13 protein-coding genes are annotated in these 22,455 nt (G+C 45.8%); 2 read left to right on the top strand and 11 right to left on the bottom strand.

What is annotated here, in order from left to right:
• The 3 genes from EAE91_RS13820 to EAE91_RS13810 form a co-directional block, all read right to left on the bottom strand.
• The gene (locus EAE91_RS13820; protein WP_214089006.1) at positions 1–291 is read right to left on the bottom strand and encodes a DUF6137 domain-containing protein; all 291 of its coding nucleotides are present in this window, start codon (positions 289–291) and stop codon (positions 1–3) included.
• 17 nt (positions 292–308) lie between these two features.
• The gene (locus EAE91_RS13815) at positions 309–4,076 is read right to left on the bottom strand and encodes a hypothetical protein (protein WP_214089005.1); all 3,768 of its coding nucleotides are present in this window, start codon (positions 4,074–4,076) and stop codon (positions 309–311) included.
• Between the two features lie 422 nt (positions 4,077–4,498).
• The gene (locus EAE91_RS13810; protein ID WP_036778185.1) at positions 4,499–4,954 is read right to left on the bottom strand and encodes an Lrp/AsnC family transcriptional regulator; all 456 of its coding nucleotides are present in this window, start codon (positions 4,952–4,954) and stop codon (positions 4,499–4,501) included.
• A 262-nt stretch (positions 4,955–5,216) separates the two neighbouring features.
• Between EAE91_RS13810 and EAE91_RS13805 the strand changes: the two genes are divergently transcribed.
• Positions 5,217–5,831 carry a LysE family translocator gene (locus EAE91_RS13805; protein ID WP_214089004.1) on the top strand — a complete coding sequence of 205 codons (615 nt, stop codon included), beginning with the start codon at positions 5,217–5,219 and terminating at the stop codon, positions 5,829–5,831.
• A gap of 363 nt (positions 5,832–6,194) precedes the next feature.
• Here EAE91_RS13805 and EAE91_RS13800 read toward each other — a convergent pair whose 3' ends face one another.
• Together EAE91_RS13800 and EAE91_RS13795 are read right to left on the bottom strand one after the other, a co-directional pair.
• Positions 6,195–7,226 carry a 5-bromo-4-chloroindolyl phosphate hydrolysis family protein gene (locus tag EAE91_RS13800; protein WP_244868841.1) on the bottom strand — a complete coding sequence of 344 codons (1,032 nt, stop codon included), beginning with the start codon at positions 7,224–7,226 and terminating at the stop codon, positions 6,195–6,197.
• A gap of 57 nt (positions 7,227–7,283) precedes the next feature.
• Positions 7,284–8,387 (bottom strand): toxic anion resistance protein, encoded by a 1,104-nt coding sequence (locus EAE91_RS13795; protein WP_214089003.1) that lies wholly within the window; start codon positions 8,385–8,387, stop codon positions 7,284–7,286.
• A gap of 531 nt (positions 8,388–8,918) precedes the next feature.
• Here EAE91_RS13795 and EAE91_RS13790 point away from each other — a divergent pair.
• Complete coding sequence (locus tag EAE91_RS13790; RefSeq protein WP_214089002.1) at positions 8,919–9,320, top strand: hypothetical protein; 402 nt, start codon at positions 8,919–8,921, stop codon at positions 9,318–9,320.
• Between the two features lie 80 nt (positions 9,321–9,400).
• On the opposite strand, the gene tccC is transcribed toward EAE91_RS13790, so the two are convergent.
• The 6 genes from tccC to EAE91_RS13760 all read right to left on the bottom strand — a co-directional run bounded on the left by tccC (position 9,401) and on the right by EAE91_RS13760 (position 22,440).
• The gene (gene tccC, locus EAE91_RS13785) at positions 9,401–12,532 is read right to left on the bottom strand and encodes an insecticidal toxin complex protein TccC (protein WP_214089001.1); all 3,132 of its coding nucleotides are present in this window, start codon (positions 12,530–12,532) and stop codon (positions 9,401–9,403) included.
• Between the two features lie 133 nt (positions 12,533–12,665).
• Positions 12,666–17,396, bottom strand: a complete 4,731-nt coding sequence (gene tccB, locus EAE91_RS13780; protein ID WP_214089000.1) for an insecticidal toxin complex protein TccB — start codon at positions 17,394–17,396, stop codon at positions 12,666–12,668.
• A 96-nt stretch (positions 17,397–17,492) separates the two neighbouring features.
• Positions 17,493–20,393, bottom strand: coding sequence for an insecticidal toxin complex protein TccA (tccA, locus tag EAE91_RS13775; protein WP_214088999.1), 2,901 nt, complete (start codon positions 20,391–20,393; stop codon positions 17,493–17,495).
• Between the two features lie 437 nt (positions 20,394–20,830).
• Positions 20,831–21,289 carry a DUF6392 family protein gene (locus tag EAE91_RS13770; protein ID WP_214054841.1) on the bottom strand — a complete coding sequence of 153 codons (459 nt, stop codon included), beginning with the start codon at positions 21,287–21,289 and terminating at the stop codon, positions 20,831–20,833.
• A 109-nt stretch (positions 21,290–21,398) separates the two neighbouring features.
• Positions 21,399–21,863 (bottom strand): DUF6392 family protein, encoded by a 465-nt coding sequence (locus EAE91_RS13765; RefSeq protein ID WP_214088998.1) that lies wholly within the window; start codon positions 21,861–21,863, stop codon positions 21,399–21,401.
• A 109-nt stretch (positions 21,864–21,972) separates the two neighbouring features.
• Positions 21,973–22,440 carry a DUF6392 family protein gene (locus tag EAE91_RS13760; RefSeq protein WP_214088997.1) on the bottom strand — a complete coding sequence of 156 codons (468 nt, stop codon included), beginning with the start codon at positions 22,438–22,440 and terminating at the stop codon, positions 21,973–21,975.
• Between the last annotated feature and the right edge of the window lie 15 nt (positions 22,441–22,455).

Genomic DNA, 22,455 nt, shown 5'->3' with positions numbered 1-22,455 from the left:
TTAAACAAGGTCTTCTTGGGGATGAGATAACATTGATGCAGTAGATACACGCGCGTTAAGGTCATTGCTTACGATTACCGAAAATTCATCGATCTCCATCAACAAAGGCTCATATCGCAGCCACCCCAAGGTACAATCGAATAGCGCTTCCAGTCGTACCACAAATTCAATCGCATCGCGTGCAGGGATCTCTAGTCGTCCACGCTCGATTAATTCTTCCGCGCTATCACCTGTCGTGTCGCAGGCAACTTTGATAATCAATCGCCGAATGTAATTCTCTGATACTGACATGATTTCCCCTTGAACAGTCATACGCAAACCTCTGTATTTATAGCTCGAATAATAGCAATAGGATCAACTTCCGCTAGTTTAAAACGGCCTTTCACCTCTGCTGCGGTGTAAGTTAGAGCACGTTGAATATAGGTTTCAATTTCCTCAGTTATGCCATAAGGTACCAGCCCAAGCTGTTTGACGAATTGTTGGCATTGGCTGTCAGAGAGTAAATCGGCATGATAAGCGAGCAGGTATTCCTTACAGCGTTTAAACTTACTTTGCCAGACCGCAATTTCATCTGCGATTGTAGCGACAGAGTTTACATTCACAGCAATTTCAGGAACATGGTGTAACACCAAATCGCGCAAAGCGACATTTTCCGGCTCTGCAATTAGCTGTTGCAATGTGAGAGTCAAGTCACGACGATGCAACAGACTTACGCCTATTCGCTCAGCGGCAACCGGTGATAGCGGCACTTGTACCATTCGCATTAGTGTCTGTTCCGGCCACATCGCTGAAAGCAGCAATCCCAGTTGTCCGGCTGTGGTATGAAAGATCTCCCACTGATTCTGGTCAGCATCTGCTCTCTCCAACTTTTCAACTATACAATGAAAGGCTTTCCAGGCACCTTCAAAACCGGCAATGCAAGCTCCAATTACCTCATCACGCACAGACTGGTTCAAACAGAGTGCTGCTAGCGTTGTGGCAAAGGGCAATGAATAGACTGTGATACGTTGAATAGAAAAATCAACCACTGCGCGATAAGCGGCATAAGCGCGAAACAGCTCAGGCCAAGGAGAATGACCAACCATTTCATACACATGTGAAACTTCATCGTTAGGAATATACGAGAAATCGTAAGCTGTATCGAACAGCACCCGTAGCCAGAGCACCAATTGATGGAGATCCTCAGCTTGCCAACGTGCTCCATCAGTACGCCGCATGCGCAAGAAAAGTGTCCAAGTGCCTAACTGACAGACTCGATTCAGTGATACTCGCCATATAGGTTGCCATTCGACGATACGCAATGCCAAGGCTTCGAATACATGTAAACGGCCAATGTCCTCTTGCGAAGCGTTTGGCAGTTCGGCAAATTCAACGATTAACTCCTGCTCATAGAAGAGGAAACTGGCTTTATGTACCACAAAGGGTAATGAAATCTCTAGAACGTTCCGTGTTAACCTCAACAGACAAGAGCGTGCATCACCAAAGCCATCCGCGATATTTATCAGTTTGCGTAAAGGTGCGGGCAATTCAGAACCTGTTCCAGCTCGGAAGCGGACCAGCATCCATTGGTGTAAGAGATTGTGTAGTTGATGAGCATTTTCTATAGGCAGTTGATCAGGCGCCATATTGCCGGCAATAGGCATTAAAACTTGCCAGCGTAAGAAGTCGTCGCCCAAACATTCCGCAACGTTTTCTTTTAACCCGAGCAAAAAATTATCTGGTATGGGTTGATAGCGAGCACGCTCTATCCATCTTAAGAAAGAGCGTAATGCAGCCTTTTCCGTGACAAAAAGAGTCGATAGTCGGGCAAATGCGATCCAACCACTCAGCAGATCCAGATAACGCTGATATGTGATGGGATCACGCCGATCAACCACATCGGTTAATACCGCCTTAAGCACTAGATCATAAGTATTCACCAGATCAATGCGACAAAGGCCCTGCAATGTCGGTAAGTTTGCTTTATGAAGAGTCTCCATGAGGCTGGCGGTAGCTTGCAGTAAATCGGCTGCTTCACTAGCTCCAGCTAATGCAGCGGCAGGCTTAAAACATTTCAGCGGAGTCAAAAACGCCAGATAGGCAGCAAACGCTTTTGGGGCGCATACCAAGCTAGCGAGCGCAGTCGGCGCTAGTTGGCCGTGATATATTATCTCTAATAGAGAGGCCGGAGAAAGCGTGGACTCTGCCGCACCAACCAGAGAATGTACGATATTTAACCGCTCAGTATCTTCATAAATGGGCAGAATTTCTGTATCTGCAAGTACGTGGAGTATACATTCTAGCAATAGGCGTGCGTCGCTATACGGTGCGGTTATTGCAGCATCGACCAATGACGTTAATTGGACGGACGGCAATTTTTCAATCCATGCTTCGGTTTTAATTAATTGCATAATTAGGCGCAGATCATTGAGTTGGATGAACCTATCTGCAAGTGTTGGAATAGCTTTGCATAAGCGCGGTAACGCAGATTGCGGATTATTTTTGGCGCTGAGGGCACAGAGATAATCTGCCGTTGCATCCGTTGTCTGCCAATCCGAGGGGAAACACTCAGTCGCTCTCTCTCCTGCCTGTGCGAGGAGCCAACCTGTTAAACTAGGACTGCGAACAGCATTACCATTTTGCAGCCAAGCGTCTGTTGGGAAAATCGTACGCTGTTTAAGTATGGTATAGCTCTTTTCCGCTAACACCGGTAAGCCAGTCAATGTATTTTGCAGAATATCGGTAACACGCTGAGATGTAAGCTCGGTTATTGACAGAGATTCACTGTCGTCAAACACACGTTGTACTGAGGCAGGCAAATTAACCGATTCGGCGGTTTCCGTTTTCAGTTCGATAAACGGCTTTTGTGCACTAAAGTAGGCCAATTCCCCCATACTATCAATGACTACCCAAGGAACAGCGGGTATATCCGTCAGTTGTGCAAGGAAAACCGGCAGATTTTGTTGGCGGAACATGATGCCAGCGTGTTCACTAGCCACCCCATATTCAACGAAGACAGCGGTAAGCGCCGCTTGCACAGATGGGGAGAGACGCAGGTAACGGGACCAGGCATCATCCAATGTCGATGCAGAAAGGAAGCTGCCTAAAGAAGGAGCCGAAGGAGGCAGTAGTGCTGTCACCGGTACTGTTTGCATACAACGCACCAGCTCGGTTCGTACTTCGGCAGTTAATCGTTGAACACGACGTTCAAGCGTGTAACCGGGTGCCGGGCGCACCTGCACTAACCAAAGTTTATCTACATGTACCTGACGTAATTGTGTTCCATACCACAAAGGAGCGGTTAATGTCGGCCAATGATAGGCGACTGAGTTTACCCTTGATCCGGGCGATTGTGCCGCCGCAAAGCCAAAACCAAACGCCAGTTCTCCCCGGACGCCATCAGAAGCGGCCAAGGTCAGTCCAGTGGCTGATACCAAGCCATGATCGGTTTCCAACACCCACTCAGTATCCAACGCAATTTCAGAAAAATGTTGATGCAACTGCCTGATAATTTTATACAAACGATGACATGCATCGGCTGTCAGATAGGGTGCCTGTAAAGGTTCCACCTGGAATGGAACACCTTCAATCAACCGCTGAACAAAACAGGTGATTGGCTGTGGCTGATAATCAGGATTGATTAGCCGTTGTTGTGCGATAGCCTGAGATGCAAATCCACTGAAAGTAACCTCACCAACAGTGTCAGCAAAATCCGCGGTATGACGACAAATTACACTCACGTAACCACCCGCATTGGCGAAAATTGTACCATCTTCCAGACCTGAGCTACGAACAATCCAGGGAGGCGGGCCACATACTTCCCCTACTTGTTTTATCCAATCGTGATGCTCCGTAATATATTGGCTGTAGATGGTGCGTAGCAGCTCAGCATCAGCCTGTGGAGAAACCGCGGTGATAGCAAACGCTTCATCGGCAGGAAGAGCCAACAAAGGGGGAATAAGAGCCGAAAAATCGACGTGCCCGGCGAGCTGTTGTAATCGTTCACATTTTGCAGTCATAGGTTTTATTTTCTTACCGTTAGAATCAAAATCCCAAGTGAGTTTTCGCGTTGGATAAGTACGAGTCGCGACTTTCATACCAACCCTAATGCTCTATCTGATATCTCTATTATTGGTATCAGGTTTTTTTAGGTAAGTTTTTGCATTTTACGGTAGATCAAAACAGTTAAATCAAAAGATAATTCTCTTAAATGCTCTACTATTTTGGTGCGGTTATTTAGAGTGCTTCCTGAAAAATAGCGATATAACGCCCATGTCTAAACACAGCAAAACGAATATAAGAGAGCCAGCTATATCTCTCTGATAAGCAATTCCGTATTTCCTCCTAATCAACACTGAAAATATAAAAAAAGAATATTTCGTCACAAAAAAGCTTTAAAAATATTATAAAGAAATATTTTAGACCTCCCTGTCAGTTAGCGAATATTTATACGGAGATTTATCAAATTAATCGTCCGAACAAAGCGAGCACGTTTCTTTCATTGATAACCTTTAAATGCCTATGTCAACGGAAGAGGGCGATCCTGGATAACGGTTTTCATGACGAGGGTAGATATTAGGCGCTGAACGCCGGGCATGCTAGACAACCGTTCGTCATAGAGCTTCTGGAAAGCTGGCAGATCATGCGTAACGACGTGCATGAGATAGTCAGGATCACCGAAAAGCCTTTGCGCCAAGATAATCTGCGGTATTTCCGTAACGGCGTCTTCAAATGACCTGATTGCCAACCTGTCCCCTTCACGCAAGGTTACGAACACAATCGCGGAAAAGTTAAAACCAAGGCTGCTAGGATCAAGATGAGCACGATAGCCTCTGATAATCCCCGATTGTTCCAGTGACCGAACCCGGCGATGACATGGTGAAAGGCTGAGACCTACCCGTTCAGCAAGGTCAGTCACAGAAAGACGACCGTCCGCCTGTAGTTCAGCAAGAATCTTGCGATCAATCTTATCCATTTGGAAGGATCTCTCTTTTATCCGTATCAAAATAACCAAAGTTGGAAGCACATTTTAACGATAGAAGGATATTCTTTCCACTGATGTAAACAGCCCGGATGTACTTATATTTTTCATCAAAATGGTAATCCGGAAATGGGAATAATAAAGGTGGAAATAATATGCGTATTTACTCATGTTGCAGGAATCTTTCAGACTGGAAGACACTACAACTTGTGACTGTAGAAGCTGTAACCCTGCAATCTGATTGGGGAATAAAACTATGGAGTTAAGTCTGTTTGCCGCATTCTGGGTTGTCTCCGTTTTGTTTATCATCACTCCGGGAGCAGACTGGGCTTACGCTATCTCTGCGGGTATGCACGGTCGTGTAGTACTTCCTGCGGTCATGGGATTACTGTGTGGGCACCTCATTGCGACAGTTGTTGTGGCAGCCGGTGTAGGAGCACTAGTTGCTGGTACACCAGTCGCTATGACAGTGTTAACAGTAGCCGGAGCGGGTTACCTGCTGTGGCTTGGCATTAACATGATCCGTCATCCTTCCGTACCTACAGACAGCGATGAGCGGGAGATAGGTTCCAAGTCCCAATGGGCGATAAAGGGACTCTGTGTCAGTGGCCTGAACCCGAAAGTCTTCCTGCTATTCCTGGCACTGTTGCCGCAGTTCACCGATCCGACAGCCGACTGGCCGATCCCGGTACAAATTATGGCACTGGGTCTGCTTCACATTTTAAGTTGTGGTGTAATTTATCTGATAGTCGGGTATGGTTCCCGGGCAATCCTAAAAACCCGCCCACAGGCCGCGCACATTGTCGGCCAGGTATCCGGCACCATAATGATTATCATCGCGGCACTCTTATTGGCAGAACAATTCCTCTGAGAATGTAACAAATGTCTGATATCACAATCAAATAACTCTAAGATGACCTGTTGTAGTGCCGCAATTCTTCACCTTCTCACTGGCAACGGCCAAGCAGCACAGCATTTGGACTCTGTACACAAAAGTAAAATTGGGAGAAGAAATAGAGAACCATTGTGGAATGAAAACACGAGAAAAATTGTCGATATCACTGAAAAGTTCAACTAATTTGTGCATACCTGTTCCTGACTTAGATCGTCTTTTTCTTGGTCGAAAGTTCTGATCTTGGAACAGGCACTTAATTTAATTTTTTATCCAGAATTCAAGTTATTTACAAGCTCATGCAATAATTGCCATCAATTTTTTCAACCTTTTTAATCATGCTTAGCGCCCAAACCCTTGGGTACGGATCAACTGATTCATTACTTTTAGATCGACCAATAGATCGTCGATATCGTTATCTAGTAGACGCTGGTGCATTTCGCTAAATACTACACTCATTTCCTGTATCCCTTGATAAGTTAGGGATTTCACCTCTTCGAATTGCGCACTATCAGCGTTTTGCTCTTCTAACAAAACACAACGTTCCAATGCCTTGACAATCATTGGCAAATAACGGTTAAGAAATAACTTACCGGGAGTGACATCCCTGGCATCTGCCTGCATACAGCCAATGATCGCCTGCGTTTTCTCCTCAATCAGGCTAACCAGTTCCTGCATCTCATACGCCACACCAGACTTATAACGCTTGATCTGAGCCAATTGCTCATAGTATTCAGCAAACTCTGCCCGTGTCTCATCTTGCCGACGCTGCTCCTCTGCCTGTTGACGAGCAACCATCTGTTGTTGCTGTTGCAGCGCTTTCTGCCGTCGAAAATTATTCCAAGGCTCCATCAACACCGTTACCAGCACGACAACAAAAAATACGACACCAAACCAAACAGGAATCGCATGGGCATCAATTCTAAACAACGCGGCAATAGTACTCGCTATTATCAGTAATAACGGGAACTTGCTTACCTCTAGTTTACGTTGTCTGATAATCGTGATGAACAAAGCCGCTAACCCGCCAAACAACGGGGCAACGGCCCACAGCCCCGCCAGCGGACTCAACACCACCACTAACCAACCGGCCAAAGTCGCCGGCCTATATGGACGTGACGGATAGAGAGCCAGCAATCCGATATAGACTGATACCACCACTATGGTGGAAATATGACCACCACCCGCAGGCAAGGCCAAAAAAGGCCAAGGAGTATACAAAACAATACAAGCCAGTATAAAAGCGAGGATAAAGACTTTGATATGAAACAGTACACGTGACAGAGACCGCTTGATGCTACCGAACAGGGACACTACTTCCTGTTCCTGATACTGTTCCGCATCACGGTCAGACGATGATTGAGGTGTAGGCATAGGGTATTTTACTCTTCTTAATATCTATTACTGTCAGGAAAGCATCTAATGAGATGACTAATATTGTGCATTAGCCGCCGCAGTTAAACGCTGACGTAAATTACCTTCCATTGAGGAGAGTTCTTTCTCAATCTCAGTCCGCTTAATGCGCGCTTCTGACGCAATGCGCATTGTATCCTCAATCGTATTGACTAAACGGCTCTGCACATCACGCAAGGTTTCAATGTCAACGATAGAGCGTTCCACTTCAGTAGCCGTTGCAATGCTGCTTTGTTGCAGGATTTCAGCATTTTTGCGTAATAATTCGTTGGTCGTATCGGCCACCTCTTTTTGCAATTTAGCCGCTCTACTCTGAGCTTTCAGTGACAGATTGAGTACCATCTGACTTTTCCAGATTGGCAATGTAGAAAGGATGCTACTCTGGATCTTTTCCGCCAGTTGCTGGTTATTATTTTGTACAATCCGGATCTGCGGTGCTGTCTGTATAGCAATGGTTTTTGACAGTTCCAGGTCGTGAAGACGGCGTTCAAAGCGATTAATATTTTCCAGCAGATCTTTAACACTCTGCGCATCCATCATATCTTGAGACATTTCAGCCTTTCTCTGTAATGAGGGCAACTCCACCGTTTTAATCTGTTGCAACTTCTGTTTGCCCGCTTCAACATAGAGCGATATCTCTTTATAGAAACCTAGATTGCGATCATAGAGTTGATCTAACACAGTGATATCACGCAGCAAGTTAAGCATTGCACTATCCAGATGAGTGGCGATGGTATCGACCTGTTGTGTTAGCGTCTTTTGATCAATCATAGTGCGTTCAGCTTTCTTAAAAATCCCGCCGATCAACGGTAATTTTCTCAGAAAGCGACTACTTTTCTCTTCCGGGGACAACGCATCATGTTCACGAATAAACATAACCAAATCCGAGAGTTTTTGGCCTACCTCATCAGCTTCTTTGGTTTTTACATTCTCCAATAACGTATCAGCAAAACGGGCAATCCCTCCCATAGACTGAGCACCATAGCTGATCACCGCCGCAGGTTGCGAAATATCGATCTTTTCTATTAGCGTGTTGATGTGCTCCTGATCAATCAGAACAGTTGACTCATTGAGAGCCATTTCACGACCAAATGATGGGATAGGTGTAACTTTAGTACTCATAACATAATCCTGTTAGCTGAATTTGTATGGAAAATAAGAAGTTATTATATGGCGTCTAAGAGGTGTTTAAAACAAGTTCTATTTTCTGACCCGCCTGTAGATATTAAACATCGGCGCAATAATACTTGCATAAACCCACATTGTAAGCTAATTAGGCAACCTTAATTGTACCGAATACGTAACGCTCCCTAACCAGACAGGAATTATTCGACAACGATACTTTTGTCAAGCTCATCTAATGAACAGATTTCAGCGAATTTCCTTCATTAACGTAGAAGAAAAAATTAAATTATTCAATTCGAATTACTATCGGTATTATTGCAATAATTACTCCTAATCTGGTTTTGGATTATATACCCGTTATCTTTCAATATGCATCGCGGCGGCAAGAGAGTAAATCCCCGGGAGCATAGATAACTATGTGACCGGGGTGAGTGAGTGCAGCCAACAAAGAAGCAACTTGAAAGATGACGGGTATATCGAGATCATTACGTGGACAAAGAAATTCCACCTTAAATTGAGGTTGAAATCATGAAAAATTTGTTTGTTATTATATTACTTCTCTCTGTAATAACCGGGTGCTCCGGTAAAAACATCCCAAACAGACAAACACAAGCAGAAGAGGGATTGAAATTTGCATTTTCATCCGGTGGCAATTTTATCTTAACTCACGTTTGTACCGATAAAATCAATTATTTAGGGCCAGATGAAGGCGGTAATGACCAGATAGAAATAGCGATAAAAAACGATAAACAATGCTTTCCTCATTTTGATGCTTTAATCAATAAAAATATCGGCACTCAAATGACAGTATCATTTAAAGGTACTCATCTTGTCACGGCGACTATTCAAACTCCTTTAAGTCCTTCATTCAGAATGGGGGTAAAAGATAAAGAGCAAGCCATGAGTATTATGAGCGTATTAAAAAATTAAATTGTTTTTGATATTAAAGTAACCGCATTCCACCCGGAAATCTCCGCCCAATATTGGACGGAGATTTCTAATAATGTTGACTACAAAGAGACAAGCCGTCGTGCGGCTCCCACAGCGCTGGTTCCATAGTCTATCGCATTGGCGATCCCGGTTGTGGTCAAGACTCTGCCTCTGATCTGATTACCAATCATGCCAGCAACATGATCTATACCACTACCCGCAGCACTTAGCGCTCTGGAGATCCAACTGTCTCTTCCCATCACTCTGTGCAGGCCAGTTCCAATGCCACCGGCAAGCCCACCGAGAACACTAAATATCGGCTCAAAGAAAGGTCTGGCGACGCTGAAATGCACTAATTGTCTGGCTAAACCAGCAGCATATGGGCTGACAGCCCGGCCTAAGAGCCTACCCAAAAATCCGCCACCTATTATTCTGTTGATCGCCATTTCGGCCCCCAAACCAGCGGCATAACCCACGGCGTAATTGGCTAAATGTCCGGCAGGGTTGCTGGCGACATCTAAACCAAAACCAATCCAAGAACCATAATAGGTGCCAATACCGGCATGAATCCCTGCTCTGGTACTCCCTTGTGTACCAGTAATCATCCCACCAGCCGCCCCACCCGCCGCTGCCGCAACTTCATGGGTAAGAGTGGCGGAAGTCCCCAACATGGTATCAATGGTACCTACCGCACTCCCGGCCCCAATAGCGCCACCTATCCCACGGTCAGCATTATTTATCCATGATCCCACCGCGCCCGTTACCGCCCCGGCGGCTGATGCAACACCTACACCTTGTGCTCGCGCACCATAAGCCGCGGCTGAACTCGCCCCAGCAGCAACGCCCGCCGCTGACTGTACTAACGTCGATTTCCCCTGTACGAGTCGAGCGAGTAATGCCCCACCTTTTTCCAGCAGGCTACCCACGTTATACCCCATCAACGCCCCAATCCCTGCGCCTACGGCCGCAACCCCCAGAATGACGGGGAGAGCCGCGCCAGCCGTACCCGCAATGGCAGCCGCAAGACCGCCAATCGCAAGCCCGCCGGCAATGGCTCTGCCAATTTTTTGTCCCCGTCTCATTGACGCGGACATTCCCTCATCAGGTTTACGAAACAGAAATGAAGCAAACCAAAATGTATTCCGATTACGGTTCGGAGACGGCGCTAATCCGTCATGGTCAGTCAATGTGATGGGATTATTCCTCACCATCCGGTATAAATTCAGCCCATCCACGGTTCCCGCCGGATCAGCACTCAACCAGCGGCCCACCCAAGGCTGATAATAGCGATAACCGTAATAATACAACCCGGTGGCATCCCGCTCTTTACCGGAGTAACGAATAAATTTGTAGCTGGCTTCTGTTTGATTTTTCGCTGCCCATACCGCCGTGCCGCCATACGGATAATACTCTTCCTGACTGAGAATCTGCCCTTCGCTATCCAGTTCAAGCTGGCTGGAGCCGAGCAGATTATCGTAGCTATAGCGCACCTGATTGTTGTCGATATCTGCCGGTTTACCGCTCTCCCAGTGCAATACCCTTACCTGTGCGCGGCCCGCTTCACCTACCGTCATCACCTGCAAACTTTCGGTTGTTTTATCTGCCACTCCAGTTGTACGCAGCTCTAATCCCGGCAGATAAGTCACCCGTTGTACTTGAGTACTGTTGCCCGTCTGCTGTTCACTCACTTTTAGCAGCCGCATTCCATCACTGCTATAACGATACCATTCACTGTCACTGCTATTTTCGCGGCTCACCGGTGTTACTCGTTGCAATTCACCACGAATATTCCAATCCAGATTTTGCCCCGGTATTAACGTCTTCTGATGACCGCCGGAATCAAATAGCGCATCCACTTGGGTTGGATCTGTCGTTAATATACTCAATACCGTCCGGTTACTGCGGTTTGAAACGGTGATATCTGTGGTGTAACTATGTTGAGTCGCGGGTGAACCGTGTCGGATTTGAACCAAATTACCGCCACGGTCATAACTATAAGTACGCAGGTAATTGGTATAAGTGTTGTCGTCGGCAGGAACAGGCATAGCGGGCGAGGGAAGTTGGTTGCTTTGCTGGCCAATATTAGCCATTTCACGCCCTGTTGCGCTAATAAGCTGATACAGAGAATCATAAACATAGCGATTTTCCGGCTCCACTTTCTGATTACGCCAAAAGCGGGTGGCTTCGGCATCATTATGGATACTGACGACATTCCCCACCGGATCATACTTATAGCGGAGATCCTGCAATACTCTCGCTCCTGATTGACTCTCTTCGGTACGGCGGGTAGTGATACCCATCAAACGTTGAGTTTCCGGTTCATAACTGTACTCGGTAATCACGCCGTTACCGTGCTCTTCACGCAATTTATGACCTGCGGCTGACCAACTCAGGGACTTAACAATCACCTGTTCACGCTGGCCTTTCACCGTCAACCAACTGCCTTTTAACTGACCGGCAATGTCATAAGCCAGACGCTGGATATTGCCTTTCGCATCGGTTTGGGTCAGTAAAGCCCCGATGGCATTGGTTGTACTGTGTGTCGTATAGATCTCACTCGCCAGCATCCCCTGCCAGACAGTTTCGTCGTCACCGCTCCAGTTAGCCTCCTGCCCCTCAGCCAGCAATTGGTGAGATTGGGATAACATGGCACCCGCCAGTGACTGACTCATCAACCGGGTAACGCCCGCCGTGTCATAGTGGCGGATACACAAACCGGAGAGGTTATACTCTTTCTCTGCGATTGTATTCTCAGCCCAGATAAAGCGCTCTGTCACTTGAGAAATCTCTTGGCCGGAAACTTGCTCACTCACAGATAACAAGCGACCAGGCAAGGTATTACCTTCATAGCGACGGGTCTGACGAACACCTGTCGCATTCATCGTCATTACCGGACGACCTTCAATATCATTCAATGCCACAGTACGACCAGCATCGACACTCTCTGTCCGCAAGGCATGACCGGCCAGATCATACTGCCAGACAAAATTAGGCTTCACCGAGTTATCAGCCTGCTTTGCATCATACAAGCGTGGGTCAATACTGTGGTTCAGGTGTCCACGGGCATCATACTGGTGACGAGTGACGCGGGTGTCAGCATCCCCCCCGATCACAACACGGTGAAAACCGATATCGCGAATGGACAGGCCGCGATTATCTAACACGCTGACTGTTGGGGTTTGAGTATAAAGAACAGTATCAGGCGTACTCATATCATATTCCTTTTATTTTGTTTTAAAGCTTCCCTTCCAATGAAATGGAGAAAGATCGCAAGATTGATTTTAGATATGACAGATCCTTTCCCACTCTGGCAACCAGAGTGGGAAGTCTTAGTTAAAAGTTAATTTAAAAGAGTGTCTTCTTGACTTGGTTTGCGAAGCTGGCACCGCCGTCGCAGGCGGTATAATGCACCTGCACCAGTACATCATCCATATTCGCCAACAGTGCGGCCTGCATCTCATCCGCCTTCAATGTGTTGCCATCAATATGCTCATCCACCGAACGCGGGAAGGTAAGCGTCCATTTGGAGACCGCACCCGTACCCTCAAACGATAGATAGCGCTCATCTTCCAAACGCAGCTCAAAGCTACCGGCATCATTAATGCCAGAAGAGAGCGCCACCTGCTGGCTGGCCCGCAGGTTAGTGACAATATGCGTCGCATCACCCTGTTTACCTGTCGGATCATTGAGACGTTTAACACCATTGATATCTGCTGCTAACAATGTACTGCTGCTAGTCTGAGTGAGCGTTGCTTTCACGTTTTGATACGGCCCGATCAACGTCGGCAACGTCACTGACACAGTTTTAATCTGGCGCAAATAGTGTCCCGGATAGTCGTTGTCAAACAGCTTTTCGCTTAATGTAAAGTCAACTTTGCCCTCAGTTTTTAACTTACCAAAACCATCATCACCCAATAGGCTTTTGAGCGACACAGTACGGATCACATTAAGACGGCGTTCGTGACGAGCCAAATAGGCCGCTTCCATCTGATGCAAATTGAGTTGCAGAGTTTCTCCCACTTGCAGACCACGATAATGGTCATTCCAAGTACCGGTCTGGATAAAAGTGGTAGCGTAATCACCCAATTCATACTGCCAGCAAGCTTGAGCAGAGAGGCAGAGAGCAACCACGGCATCATACGCCTGATAGTACAACGCGGATAATTGACCACTCAGCCACTGGTACAGAGTCGCCTGGGTGAAACGAGTCGTTAGGTAAGTCAGCATGGTCCGAATTTGCACCTGCTGCGCCTTAGCCTGTTGCAGGGAAGTCTGAGCCGCTTTCTCGCGCACCGCCAACGCATCCAACTGTTTCTGTAATGCATCGACCTCAGACTGTGCCTGTTGGTACTGGATTTGCCACTCTTCACGACGGCGGCGGTAATTCTCCGTGGTTGCCAGACGCTCGGCCACCACGCTGGTAGCTTGACCGGCAGCCATCAATCCGATAGCAATCGCTTCCGTTACCCCTTCATAGCGCGAGCCACCATCCGCAAAACCAAAGATATTCGGGAGCACTTTCAGTGCGCCACTAGCCGTTTGTACGCCAGTGGAGGAAGATATCAGGGATTGTGCTGACGTTTGGGTGTCCATCACCAGTTGTTCCGCACTGGAGATATTGTTTTGATACAAGGTGTAATAATGGTCATGACGCTGTTGCGCCGTCGCCTGACTAGCCAACAGCGCCAGACGATCCGCCACCAATCCATCCAACGCCTGTTGTTGCAACGTGATGGCATAGCTGGACATATCCAACAGTTGCTGTTGCGCCAACTCTTCTTGACCGGCCCGTTCGCTACGTTCCAACAAGCTAAGCAAGTTCTGACCAAAACCGGTCAACGTACCCACGGCGCTGTAAGCCCGCGGCAACATAGCACTGAAACGGTATGGCGGCACCGTCAATCTGGTGCCACTGACGCCATTCACCAAAGTGCCAGACTGAGCGCGCTGAGCCAACAATGCTACCGGATCAGCCGGCGCAGCATACAGCGGCAGAGAAAGCGGCTTGCCATCAACGGTCAGGTTATGACGTAAATTGTATAGCCGTGCATCCAACGTATCCCAGTGGGACAACATCAAGACATTGAGCGGTTCATTAAAGTAGCCATTATCTGCCAGTTTCAAGTAGCTAATGTTATTGCCCGGTAATGCGGGTAACGCAGTATTACTGTTAGCCAATTGGTGCTCAAAATCACGTAACGCTGTTTTTTGCCCGGCAGCCAAGGTATCGAGGGTTTGCGGTGTCCAGGTGCTGCTCAGCGACACATCCGGCCGAGGCCCTAACAATTCAGCGGCCAGATTGTAATAGACACGGGCCTGAGTCAGACCATCACGGGTCAACTGGCGATACCACATATCGCCCTGAGCAATCAGGTTGCTGACATAGGCGATAAACACCGCTTTCTGGTATATCACCGGATTGGCATAAGCCTGAGTATCGGGATCAATTGGATCGTCCAAATGACGTGACAACTCGCTGTTTACTTTAACCAATGGAACCAACGGACGTACATTCCAGTAAGCTGGAGCACTGTGTGGTTTGTTTTTCATCGCCGGGTCAAAGATGTAATGCAAACTTTTTTGTGCCGGCGAAAATTGCTGTTCGCTGGCAAAACGTGTAGCAACCAGAAACGGCAGGTGAAAGAATAATTCCCAGAAATAGAGACCATTTGAGCCATTAAAGTCCATTGGTTCACTCTTGCCATCAGTGACCAGATCGGCCTCCAGCGAAGGATCTGCCTGCAAGGTGTAATCCAGCAAACTATCCAGCCCCAAATTGGCTTTCTCAATTAAGGTACGTACAAAGGTGGTGTTAAGACGGGTTTTCGCAGGTAATGATGAGGTCCAGAAGTCTAAATATTGCACCAGACCACGCTTGCTATCGTAACGGGAAATCAATCGAGGAATGGCATCCGGAGCCTTACTATCCTGCAACGCGACATAGACATTGAACCACTTACTAACCCAAGAATAAGCTCCTTTTTTTCCTGATGGCCGGTCATAATGATCCCACACAACATTCAAACAAACCTGTAGGTAGTTTTTATCCGGATCAGTGGAAAAATCCGCTTCGGATAAAGTATAGGTTGTAGAATAGGTCGCACCGCTGGCAAGTTCGAAAGTTTGGCTACCATAATGTCTGAATAGGTTACGGTTATCCGCAGTATCAACATTGATTTCCTGATAGAATTTGCGGTTATCGGCGATCTTACTGAAGTTTTTGACATAAGATAGCGTAAAATAAGCCCCATTCGAATAGAATAATGGTATAAGCTTATCAGATCTAATGGCATAATTAGTTACATCAAAACCATCAGAAAGGCGCGTCCCATCGGGAATAATGAGTTCCCAACTTTGAGGAGTTTCCCCCTTCCAAGCGATATTATAACTACCATCTGTAGTAATATATTTACGATTATCATCCCAAGAGATAGCATATGAACTCCAAGAATCATTGACAGGAGCACACCACCAATACGTCCCCGCTGACAAATCCCCAGTTTTACCAAACCAATCCGGATTGTAATGAAGCTCCGCATTTTCAAAGGTATAATAATCTCCATCATGGTAATTGATATAAAAATGGCCTCCAGATGCCGTTTGATACGTTAGTCCATAACCAGTCCCAGAATTTCTCTCCTGATCATCATCTCCAAATGTATGACGATTAACAAAATCCCCATTGGTTGTGGTTTGGATATGAAGTGTCAGACCATCTTGGTCGATATATACATAAGCCCCGGTAGTACCCTGTTTCAAGTCATCAACTTTACCTACCCAACCCGTATTTTCAGGATCTTCTGTTGAACCTGCAATAACCTTAGTAATCACATATTTTTTATCGTATACCGCAAATTGTAGACAGTTCTGATCATTTGTTTCATCACGGTAAGTGCTGAACAAAAAGTTCTTACTTAACGGCTTGAGAATATGGCGATTAAAGGCTGAATCACAATACAAGTAGCCATACATAGTAGGGCGATTCTGATATGGGTTTCCCGTAAAATTGCGTACAAACACTCCCAACATCAAGCGGCCATACGGGTTACTGTCCGTTTCCTCCGTCGGGTCAATACTAAAATCAGTGGTAGCCAGCAAATTCACATCTCGTAGTGCAATGTCATTTTCATCAATCAACAAACTACTGCGTGATATATCCTGATCACCATCTTTATCTTTTTTTTGTCGCGTCATCAGCGTGGTAGTATTCGGCGCTGTCCAAGTATCATCATAGCGTTTATAACCAAACTTTATGCTGTAGGCATGGGTCTTACCGATATCTTTGCCGTCAGCCCCCTTTTGTACTGCCGGATCTCTTTCAACCCAAGCCACATATAGTCGATCGTTATAAAACACCGGACGTACTGTGTGCTCCAATACCGTATCACCAGACAGCGGCAAAGTAATTTCCTGCCAATCATTCCAACAATTCGGCGTCACTGGATTTCCCGCCGGATCTTGACGGTTTTTACTCAAATCCATCTGACGCCAGTAGTAGCGATATGGTTTAGTAGTAGTACGACCAATAAAGTAATAGATGGCTTGGTCAAATTTATCCTGATTAATATAACCACTGAGCACATACAGATTACTCACTGCCTCAAACTCATTGAGATACCCCAGAACCGCGTCCTGAACCCGATCCGGATCGAGCCGGTTCTGGTTTAACGTGGTCTCCAGCTCTGAGAAATAATGGCTTTTTTCCTGCCGGGTGATGGGGGAAATGTAGTTTTCGGCGTAATTTCGAACCTCTGCCCCCGCAGCCCAAATAGCATATTGGCTATCATTGTCACGCCATTCGTTAGCGGTAGAAGGCTCCATCGCTTGACGCCCCGGTTCAGAGCCGTTAACCAGACGAGTCATATATTGCTGTACGCTAGCAATCGCTTGAGCGACTCGACTGGTCTCAACTTCATCGGCCACTTCCGGGTCAATCAGCAAATATTCGTACAAATCTTCCACTGTCACCGGCTGACCACTGACGCCTTTCAGTGTTGGTGCCACAAAATTCATATAGCCGGTCACCAACGCATCACGCTGGGATTCATTCAGTTGCTTTTCCATTGTCGATAACATAATTACACCTGCCTTACTTAAATGGCGGTTTAGAAATAGCCTCATTGGGCCATACGGAAAAATCAAATCCACTCAGATAGTGAGCTTCTGCTATGCTCAGTGACTACCCTTGACATGGGATACGCCAGCCACCAGCGCCTGACCGGTGCTTTGCCAAAGGGGATAATCATTATCACGGCTCAGAGCGTAGCCTTGCTGTTGCTGTGTAACGCCAAGGCCAGTCTGGCTCTGTGCCTGTTGCAGACGCAGCAGCGTATCCAGTTGCGGTGTAGTTTTGGCAATTCCACCCAATACTGCCCAAGCGGCTTGCAACTCGTTAGCTTCCCAGCCCAATAGTGTTGCCAAAGTTTGAGCAGCATCCGCCTGACTCAACGATGCAGCAGTATTAGCTGTGCGTAAGTAGGCCAGTACATCATCCTCCGATCCACCACCGGCTTTACCCACCTGGAGCAGTAGATCGCTGTAACGGCTTAAGGTATAGAGCATCCACAAACTGATATCAGTCACTACTTCTACGGAAGCGCCAAAATAGGCTGGATAGTCCAACAAGGTTTGCACCATCACTGGACTCAATGTGAATTGTTGGGTTAACAAGGAACGGCGTACCACTTCACGTAATTGACGCAAATAGTCAGCGGGAATATCAGCCGCAGTCTTAACAGTATCCTTCAATGCCCAAGTCGCACTCAGCCACTGATAGGTTGTTTGCCCACTCCAGCGTAACAACAACGCAGGCAGTGACTGACTCACATTCAAAGTTTGCGCCAACAGACTGACGGCCACACCTTGCTGAGTTTGCTGCGCTTGATTCAGCGTATTCGTCAGAGTAGTGATTGCCCGCTTCTTATCTTCATCAGATAAGCTTTGTGTATTGACCACCGTTGCTATAACACTTTCTATGCCAGCATCGGTCACCAGACCAACCTTATCGATAAGCGGGCTATTACCTGCCGAGAGCAGAGCAAACCAGTCAATAGCGTGACCGTTGGTATCAACTAATGGCGCACCACTACGGGATAATAATGTTGCATCCACCAATGCACTGCCCAAGTTCTGCCACACCTGACGGATAAAATTCAATTGATCGTCAGTGCCTTGAGCGGTGAAGGTAGAACCACTACTCAACAGTAAAAGTAAGGTTTCAACGGGTAAATCGTGCTGTTGTTGCCATTGCGCAATCGCACTTAGCGCTTGCAGCAAACTCAGAATATCCGCCACCAGCGGGGAATCTTTTTGCGGTACCGTGATTGTCGGTTTTCCTGCCAATTGCTGCCAGACGATGCCTGTACCTGCATCTAATCGATCAGCCAAAGCACAGAAAGCTTCTGGGCTTATTTTCAATGTGCGCGCCAAATTAGCCAGACGGTAGAAAGCTGACACCACAAACAGATTACAGTTGAGTGTACTTTGTGTGACATTTCCCTGTTGACGGGCAATATTATCCGCCAATAACAGGAACTGACGATGATTGAGGCCCAGTGCCGTACTGATATGCTTAACACGCGCCCCATCTCCCCCGGTGGTTAATGTATAGACAAAATCCTGATTATCTATCACAAACGGTGTATCAAAAGTGCCGACGGAGTTAAACACTTGGTCTAAAAACGGCGTTGCCGGTGTAATGGCAAACGGGGTTACCACGCGCAGCCAGCCAGCAAATTGTTTGGCGCTAACACCGTACTTCGCTTGATAATGTTTGAACACGCCCAACATACGCAACGTATTGTCGTTCATCGACAGAGCAGTATTTCCTGCTTCCGCATCCATAGCAGAAGTCACCAACAGGTCAATATCCTCATAGGGCAGATTCAGCCATTTTTGCAGGCGCACAATGCGGTTAATACGGTCTAACTTGTCATCGGTCAGATTGTTAACTGTCAGAGCATAATGAGCCTCTTTTCCACTGCGACTCAGGGTAATCGCCTCCGGTTTACCGGCATGAATAAAGCGAGCGCCGTAAGCAAATGGCGTCGCTGTCGTGTCACTAGAACTCACATTATCAGACTTAACCACCGTAGAACCCCCAACCGTTGAACACAACATCAGTTCTACCTGGGGTACAGTCAAACTTGTTCGATCAGTCAGTATGGTCATGTCGCTGAAACTGTTCACCGTCAGCAAACTGTCACCATAATTTAGCTGATAGAAATCCTGACCGACGGTTTCCACCATGATTTTTTGCTGCTCTGGCGAAAACTGACTCGCCATGATTTGCAGTCGAGTCAAAGCACCGGCAGTCGCGTCGCTCAGTTTTCCTGCTGCTGTTGCCCAGAAGTTTTGCGGCAGATCCAGCGTCTGTGGCAAAGTGATATCTTGCAACGTGGTACCTAATACCGACTGAGCCGTCTGAATCTGCTGGTGACCATAATGATATGGCAAATTATTCGGGTAACGGGTGGTGGAGAGTTTGGCGTTTACCGCTTCCAGATCAGCCAAACTCAGTTTCTTCTGAATGGCTTTGGACAGAATTTCATTGACCAACTGTAATTGCGGTATCACCTCATTGATCGCTTTATCATTAATCAACAAAGCCCCGATATCAGGTCGGCGCTCCACCAGCGTATTCATAATGGCACTAGCACCACTCTTTTCCTGATCAAGGGCCAATTGATAAATATGAGTCAGATAAGCTACCGGCGCATCGTTGGCTTCTGGTGATCCACTAGGTGCTTTATCTTTCCAGCCAGTGTCTGCATCAAGAAACTGATTGGCGTAATCGGGACCTGACACAGAGAACGGGCTTCTCAAGCTAAACTGAACCGCTTCACTAAGAGAATTACGGCGAAAATGGTGTAATACCTGATGAGCATAGCCCACCGCCAGGTCATACATTTTTTCAGCACTGCGCCCCAGATCAGCACGATGCTCACGAATAAAACGCTCACGTGGCATACGTACCACATCAAACACTGAGGTATAACCAAGATCGGTCAATTTACCGGGCAAGTTGTGGATCTCTTCGGTGCGGGAAATCAGGGGACTGGCGAGTTGATTCATACGGACTCCTGAATTGAGGTTTATTATGAGAAACAGGTTTTTTCGCGCAAAAAAATAATCACCATCGTTATGTGTAAGAAAGGCACCAGAACAAACACACGCCTTTAGAACATCAGTTAGCCCGACCTTCCAAAGACGCCATACACAGTGATGATGTGTGATGAAAAATATAATAAATCACAAAACTTGCTTACATTAAAAAACAAAATACAGACAATAAAATAACTTTACCTTTATATAATTACTTATAATAAACATTTACTTATATTTATGATTTATTTACAAAATAATCAATACAATGGATATTCTTGGTCTATTTTTATTATTTTATTAACAATACAGTTTATTGAAAGGTAATGAGAAGTGAATTAAATCAAATTCCGCATATCCGAATAGCTAAAGCTCTAAATATAAAGTCTCTTTATTAATTACATTAATTACCAACGTACTTCTGAGGTAGGTAAAAAAGTCACTGAGTTAACCTGCTCACGTAAATCATAAGAGATCTGCATACTGATTTCGTCTGTAAAACGATATAAATCTTTCCAACCAAACTGCCTTTTCAAAATTTGCCTTGGCGGTATTGATTTAATCGGACTACCTAAGTTTTTTTTAATCCATTCCCTATCCATAGAATGCTTCAATGGTGATGGCAATTCATTTGGGAATATAAATGAAGCTTTATCGTCCCTAAGCAACCTTAAAGTAATTTCGTTTAATGTTTTACTACTCCGTTCAAACGATAAAAAAACTCCCTCTTTTACCATATCAATACCAATATTAAGTACCCCAAGGGGACCGCTTGGCTTACTTCTATAAGGAATTAGCCCTTCATCGAAGATTTCCTGATAGGTTTTCCCCAAACTATTAATTAGGGCTTCAACGTTGATAGTCATTATTTATATCACCTCCACTCTTGATTTAGCCAATTCACCTACGACTTTATTTTTCAAACTACCCGAAAATGAATTGGCTTTCAGAAAGAGCCTCTCATCTACATGTTGATTACCAACGAACTTCTGAAGTGGGTAAGAAAGTCAAAGATTCAACCTGTTCAGTAAGATCATAAGAAATCTGCATACTTGTAGGAATACGAAAATCAAGTAATGTATATAATTCTGTCCAACCAAACTGGCGCTTCATAACCATCTCGGGAGGATGAGATTTCTCAGGCTCACCAAACTGTTCATGAATCCATTTACGTGACATTTTAGGAATTAATGGTGATGGCAACTCACTAGGGAATAAATAAGCAGGTTTATTGTTAATTAAAGTTAATGTAATCTCCTTTAATTTTCTATCTTTTCTATAAAAAGACAAAAAAGCACCTTCTCTTACCATATCCAAGGATACCACTTCACAACCAGAGAAACCTGATGGCTTAGTTTTATAAGGAATTAGTCCCTCATTAAAAATTTCCTGATAAGTTTTACCTAAACGATTAATTAGAGCTTCAACGTTGATAGTCATTACTTATATAACCTCTGTTATTGGTTCAGCTAATTCATTGGAGATTTAACTTTTCAAACCATTCAAAAATGAATTAGCTTTTAAAAATAACCGCCCACCCTATTGTTGATTACCAACGTAATTCTGATGTGGATAAGAACGCAATTGACTCCACTTGTTCCAATAGATCGTAATCAATCTGCATACTGGTTGGTATCCGAAAATCCAGTAGCGTATACAGTTCCGTCCAACCAACATCTTTCTTGAGAAATTTTCTCGGCGGAAGAGCCTTTTCTGGCTTACCAAACTGCTCATGAACCCATCCCCTAGTCATTAAAGGCTTCAAGGGAGAAGGTAATTCATTAGGGAATTGGTATAAAGGTCTCTTCTGATCAAGCAGAAAAAGCTCTACAGCAAATAAAATCTTACCATCTCTTTTAAACGCTAAATGCATACCCTCTTTAGCCATATTCAGAGTAATATCTGGATCTCCAGGGTATCCTGTTGGTTTGGTTTTATAAGGGATTAGCCCTTCATCAAAAATTTCCTGATAGGTTTTCCCCAAGCTATTAATTAACGCTTCAACGTTGATAGTCATTATTCATATAACCTC

Source organism: Photorhabdus noenieputensis, assembly GCF_018448935.1.
Classification (GTDB): Bacteria; Pseudomonadota; Gammaproteobacteria; order Enterobacterales; family Enterobacteriaceae; genus Photorhabdus; species Photorhabdus noenieputensis.
This window is presented reverse-complemented; position numbering and strand designations above follow the sequence as displayed.

Bases quoted from the DNA above. Each gene is read 5' to 3' on its own strand.
- EAE91_RS13820 (WP_214089006.1), bottom strand. From the start codon at position 291: ATGTCAGTATCAGAGAATTACATTCGGCGATTGATTATCAAAGTTGCC.
- EAE91_RS13815 (WP_214089005.1), bottom strand. From the start codon at position 4,076: ATGAAAGTCGCGACTCGTACTTATCCAACGCGAAAACTCACTTGGGAT.
- EAE91_RS13810 (WP_036778185.1), bottom strand. From the start codon at position 4,954: ATGGATAAGATTGATCGCAAGATTCTTGCTGAACTACAGGCGGACGGT.
- EAE91_RS13805 (WP_214089004.1), top strand. From the start codon at position 5,217: ATGGAGTTAAGTCTGTTTGCCGCATTCTGGGTTGTCTCCGTTTTGTTT.
- EAE91_RS13800 (WP_244868841.1), bottom strand. From the start codon at position 7,226: ATGCCTACACCTCAATCATCGTCTGACCGTGATGCGGAACAGTATCAG.
- EAE91_RS13795 (WP_214089003.1), bottom strand. From the start codon at position 8,387: ATGAGTACTAAAGTTACACCTATCCCATCATTTGGTCGTGAAATGGCT.
- EAE91_RS13790 (WP_214089002.1), top strand. From the start codon at position 8,919: ATGAAAAATTTGTTTGTTATTATATTACTTCTCTCTGTAATAACCGGG.
- tccC (WP_214089001.1), bottom strand. From the start codon at position 12,532: ATGAGTACGCCTGATACTGTTCTTTATACTCAAACCCCAACAGTCAGC.
- tccB (WP_214089000.1), bottom strand. From the start codon at position 17,396: ATGTTATCGACAATGGAAAAGCAACTGAATGAATCCCAGCGTGATGCG.
- tccA (WP_214088999.1), bottom strand. From the start codon at position 20,393: ATGAATCAACTCGCCAGTCCCCTGATTTCCCGCACCGAAGAGATCCAC.
- EAE91_RS13770 (WP_214054841.1), bottom strand. From the start codon at position 21,289: ATGACTATCAACGTTGAAGCCCTAATTAATAGTTTGGGGAAAACCTAT.
- EAE91_RS13765 (WP_214088998.1), bottom strand. From the start codon at position 21,863: ATGACTATCAACGTTGAAGCTCTAATTAATCGTTTAGGTAAAACTTAT.
- EAE91_RS13760 (WP_214088997.1), bottom strand. From the start codon at position 22,440: ATGACTATCAACGTTGAAGCGTTAATTAATAGCTTGGGGAAAACCTAT.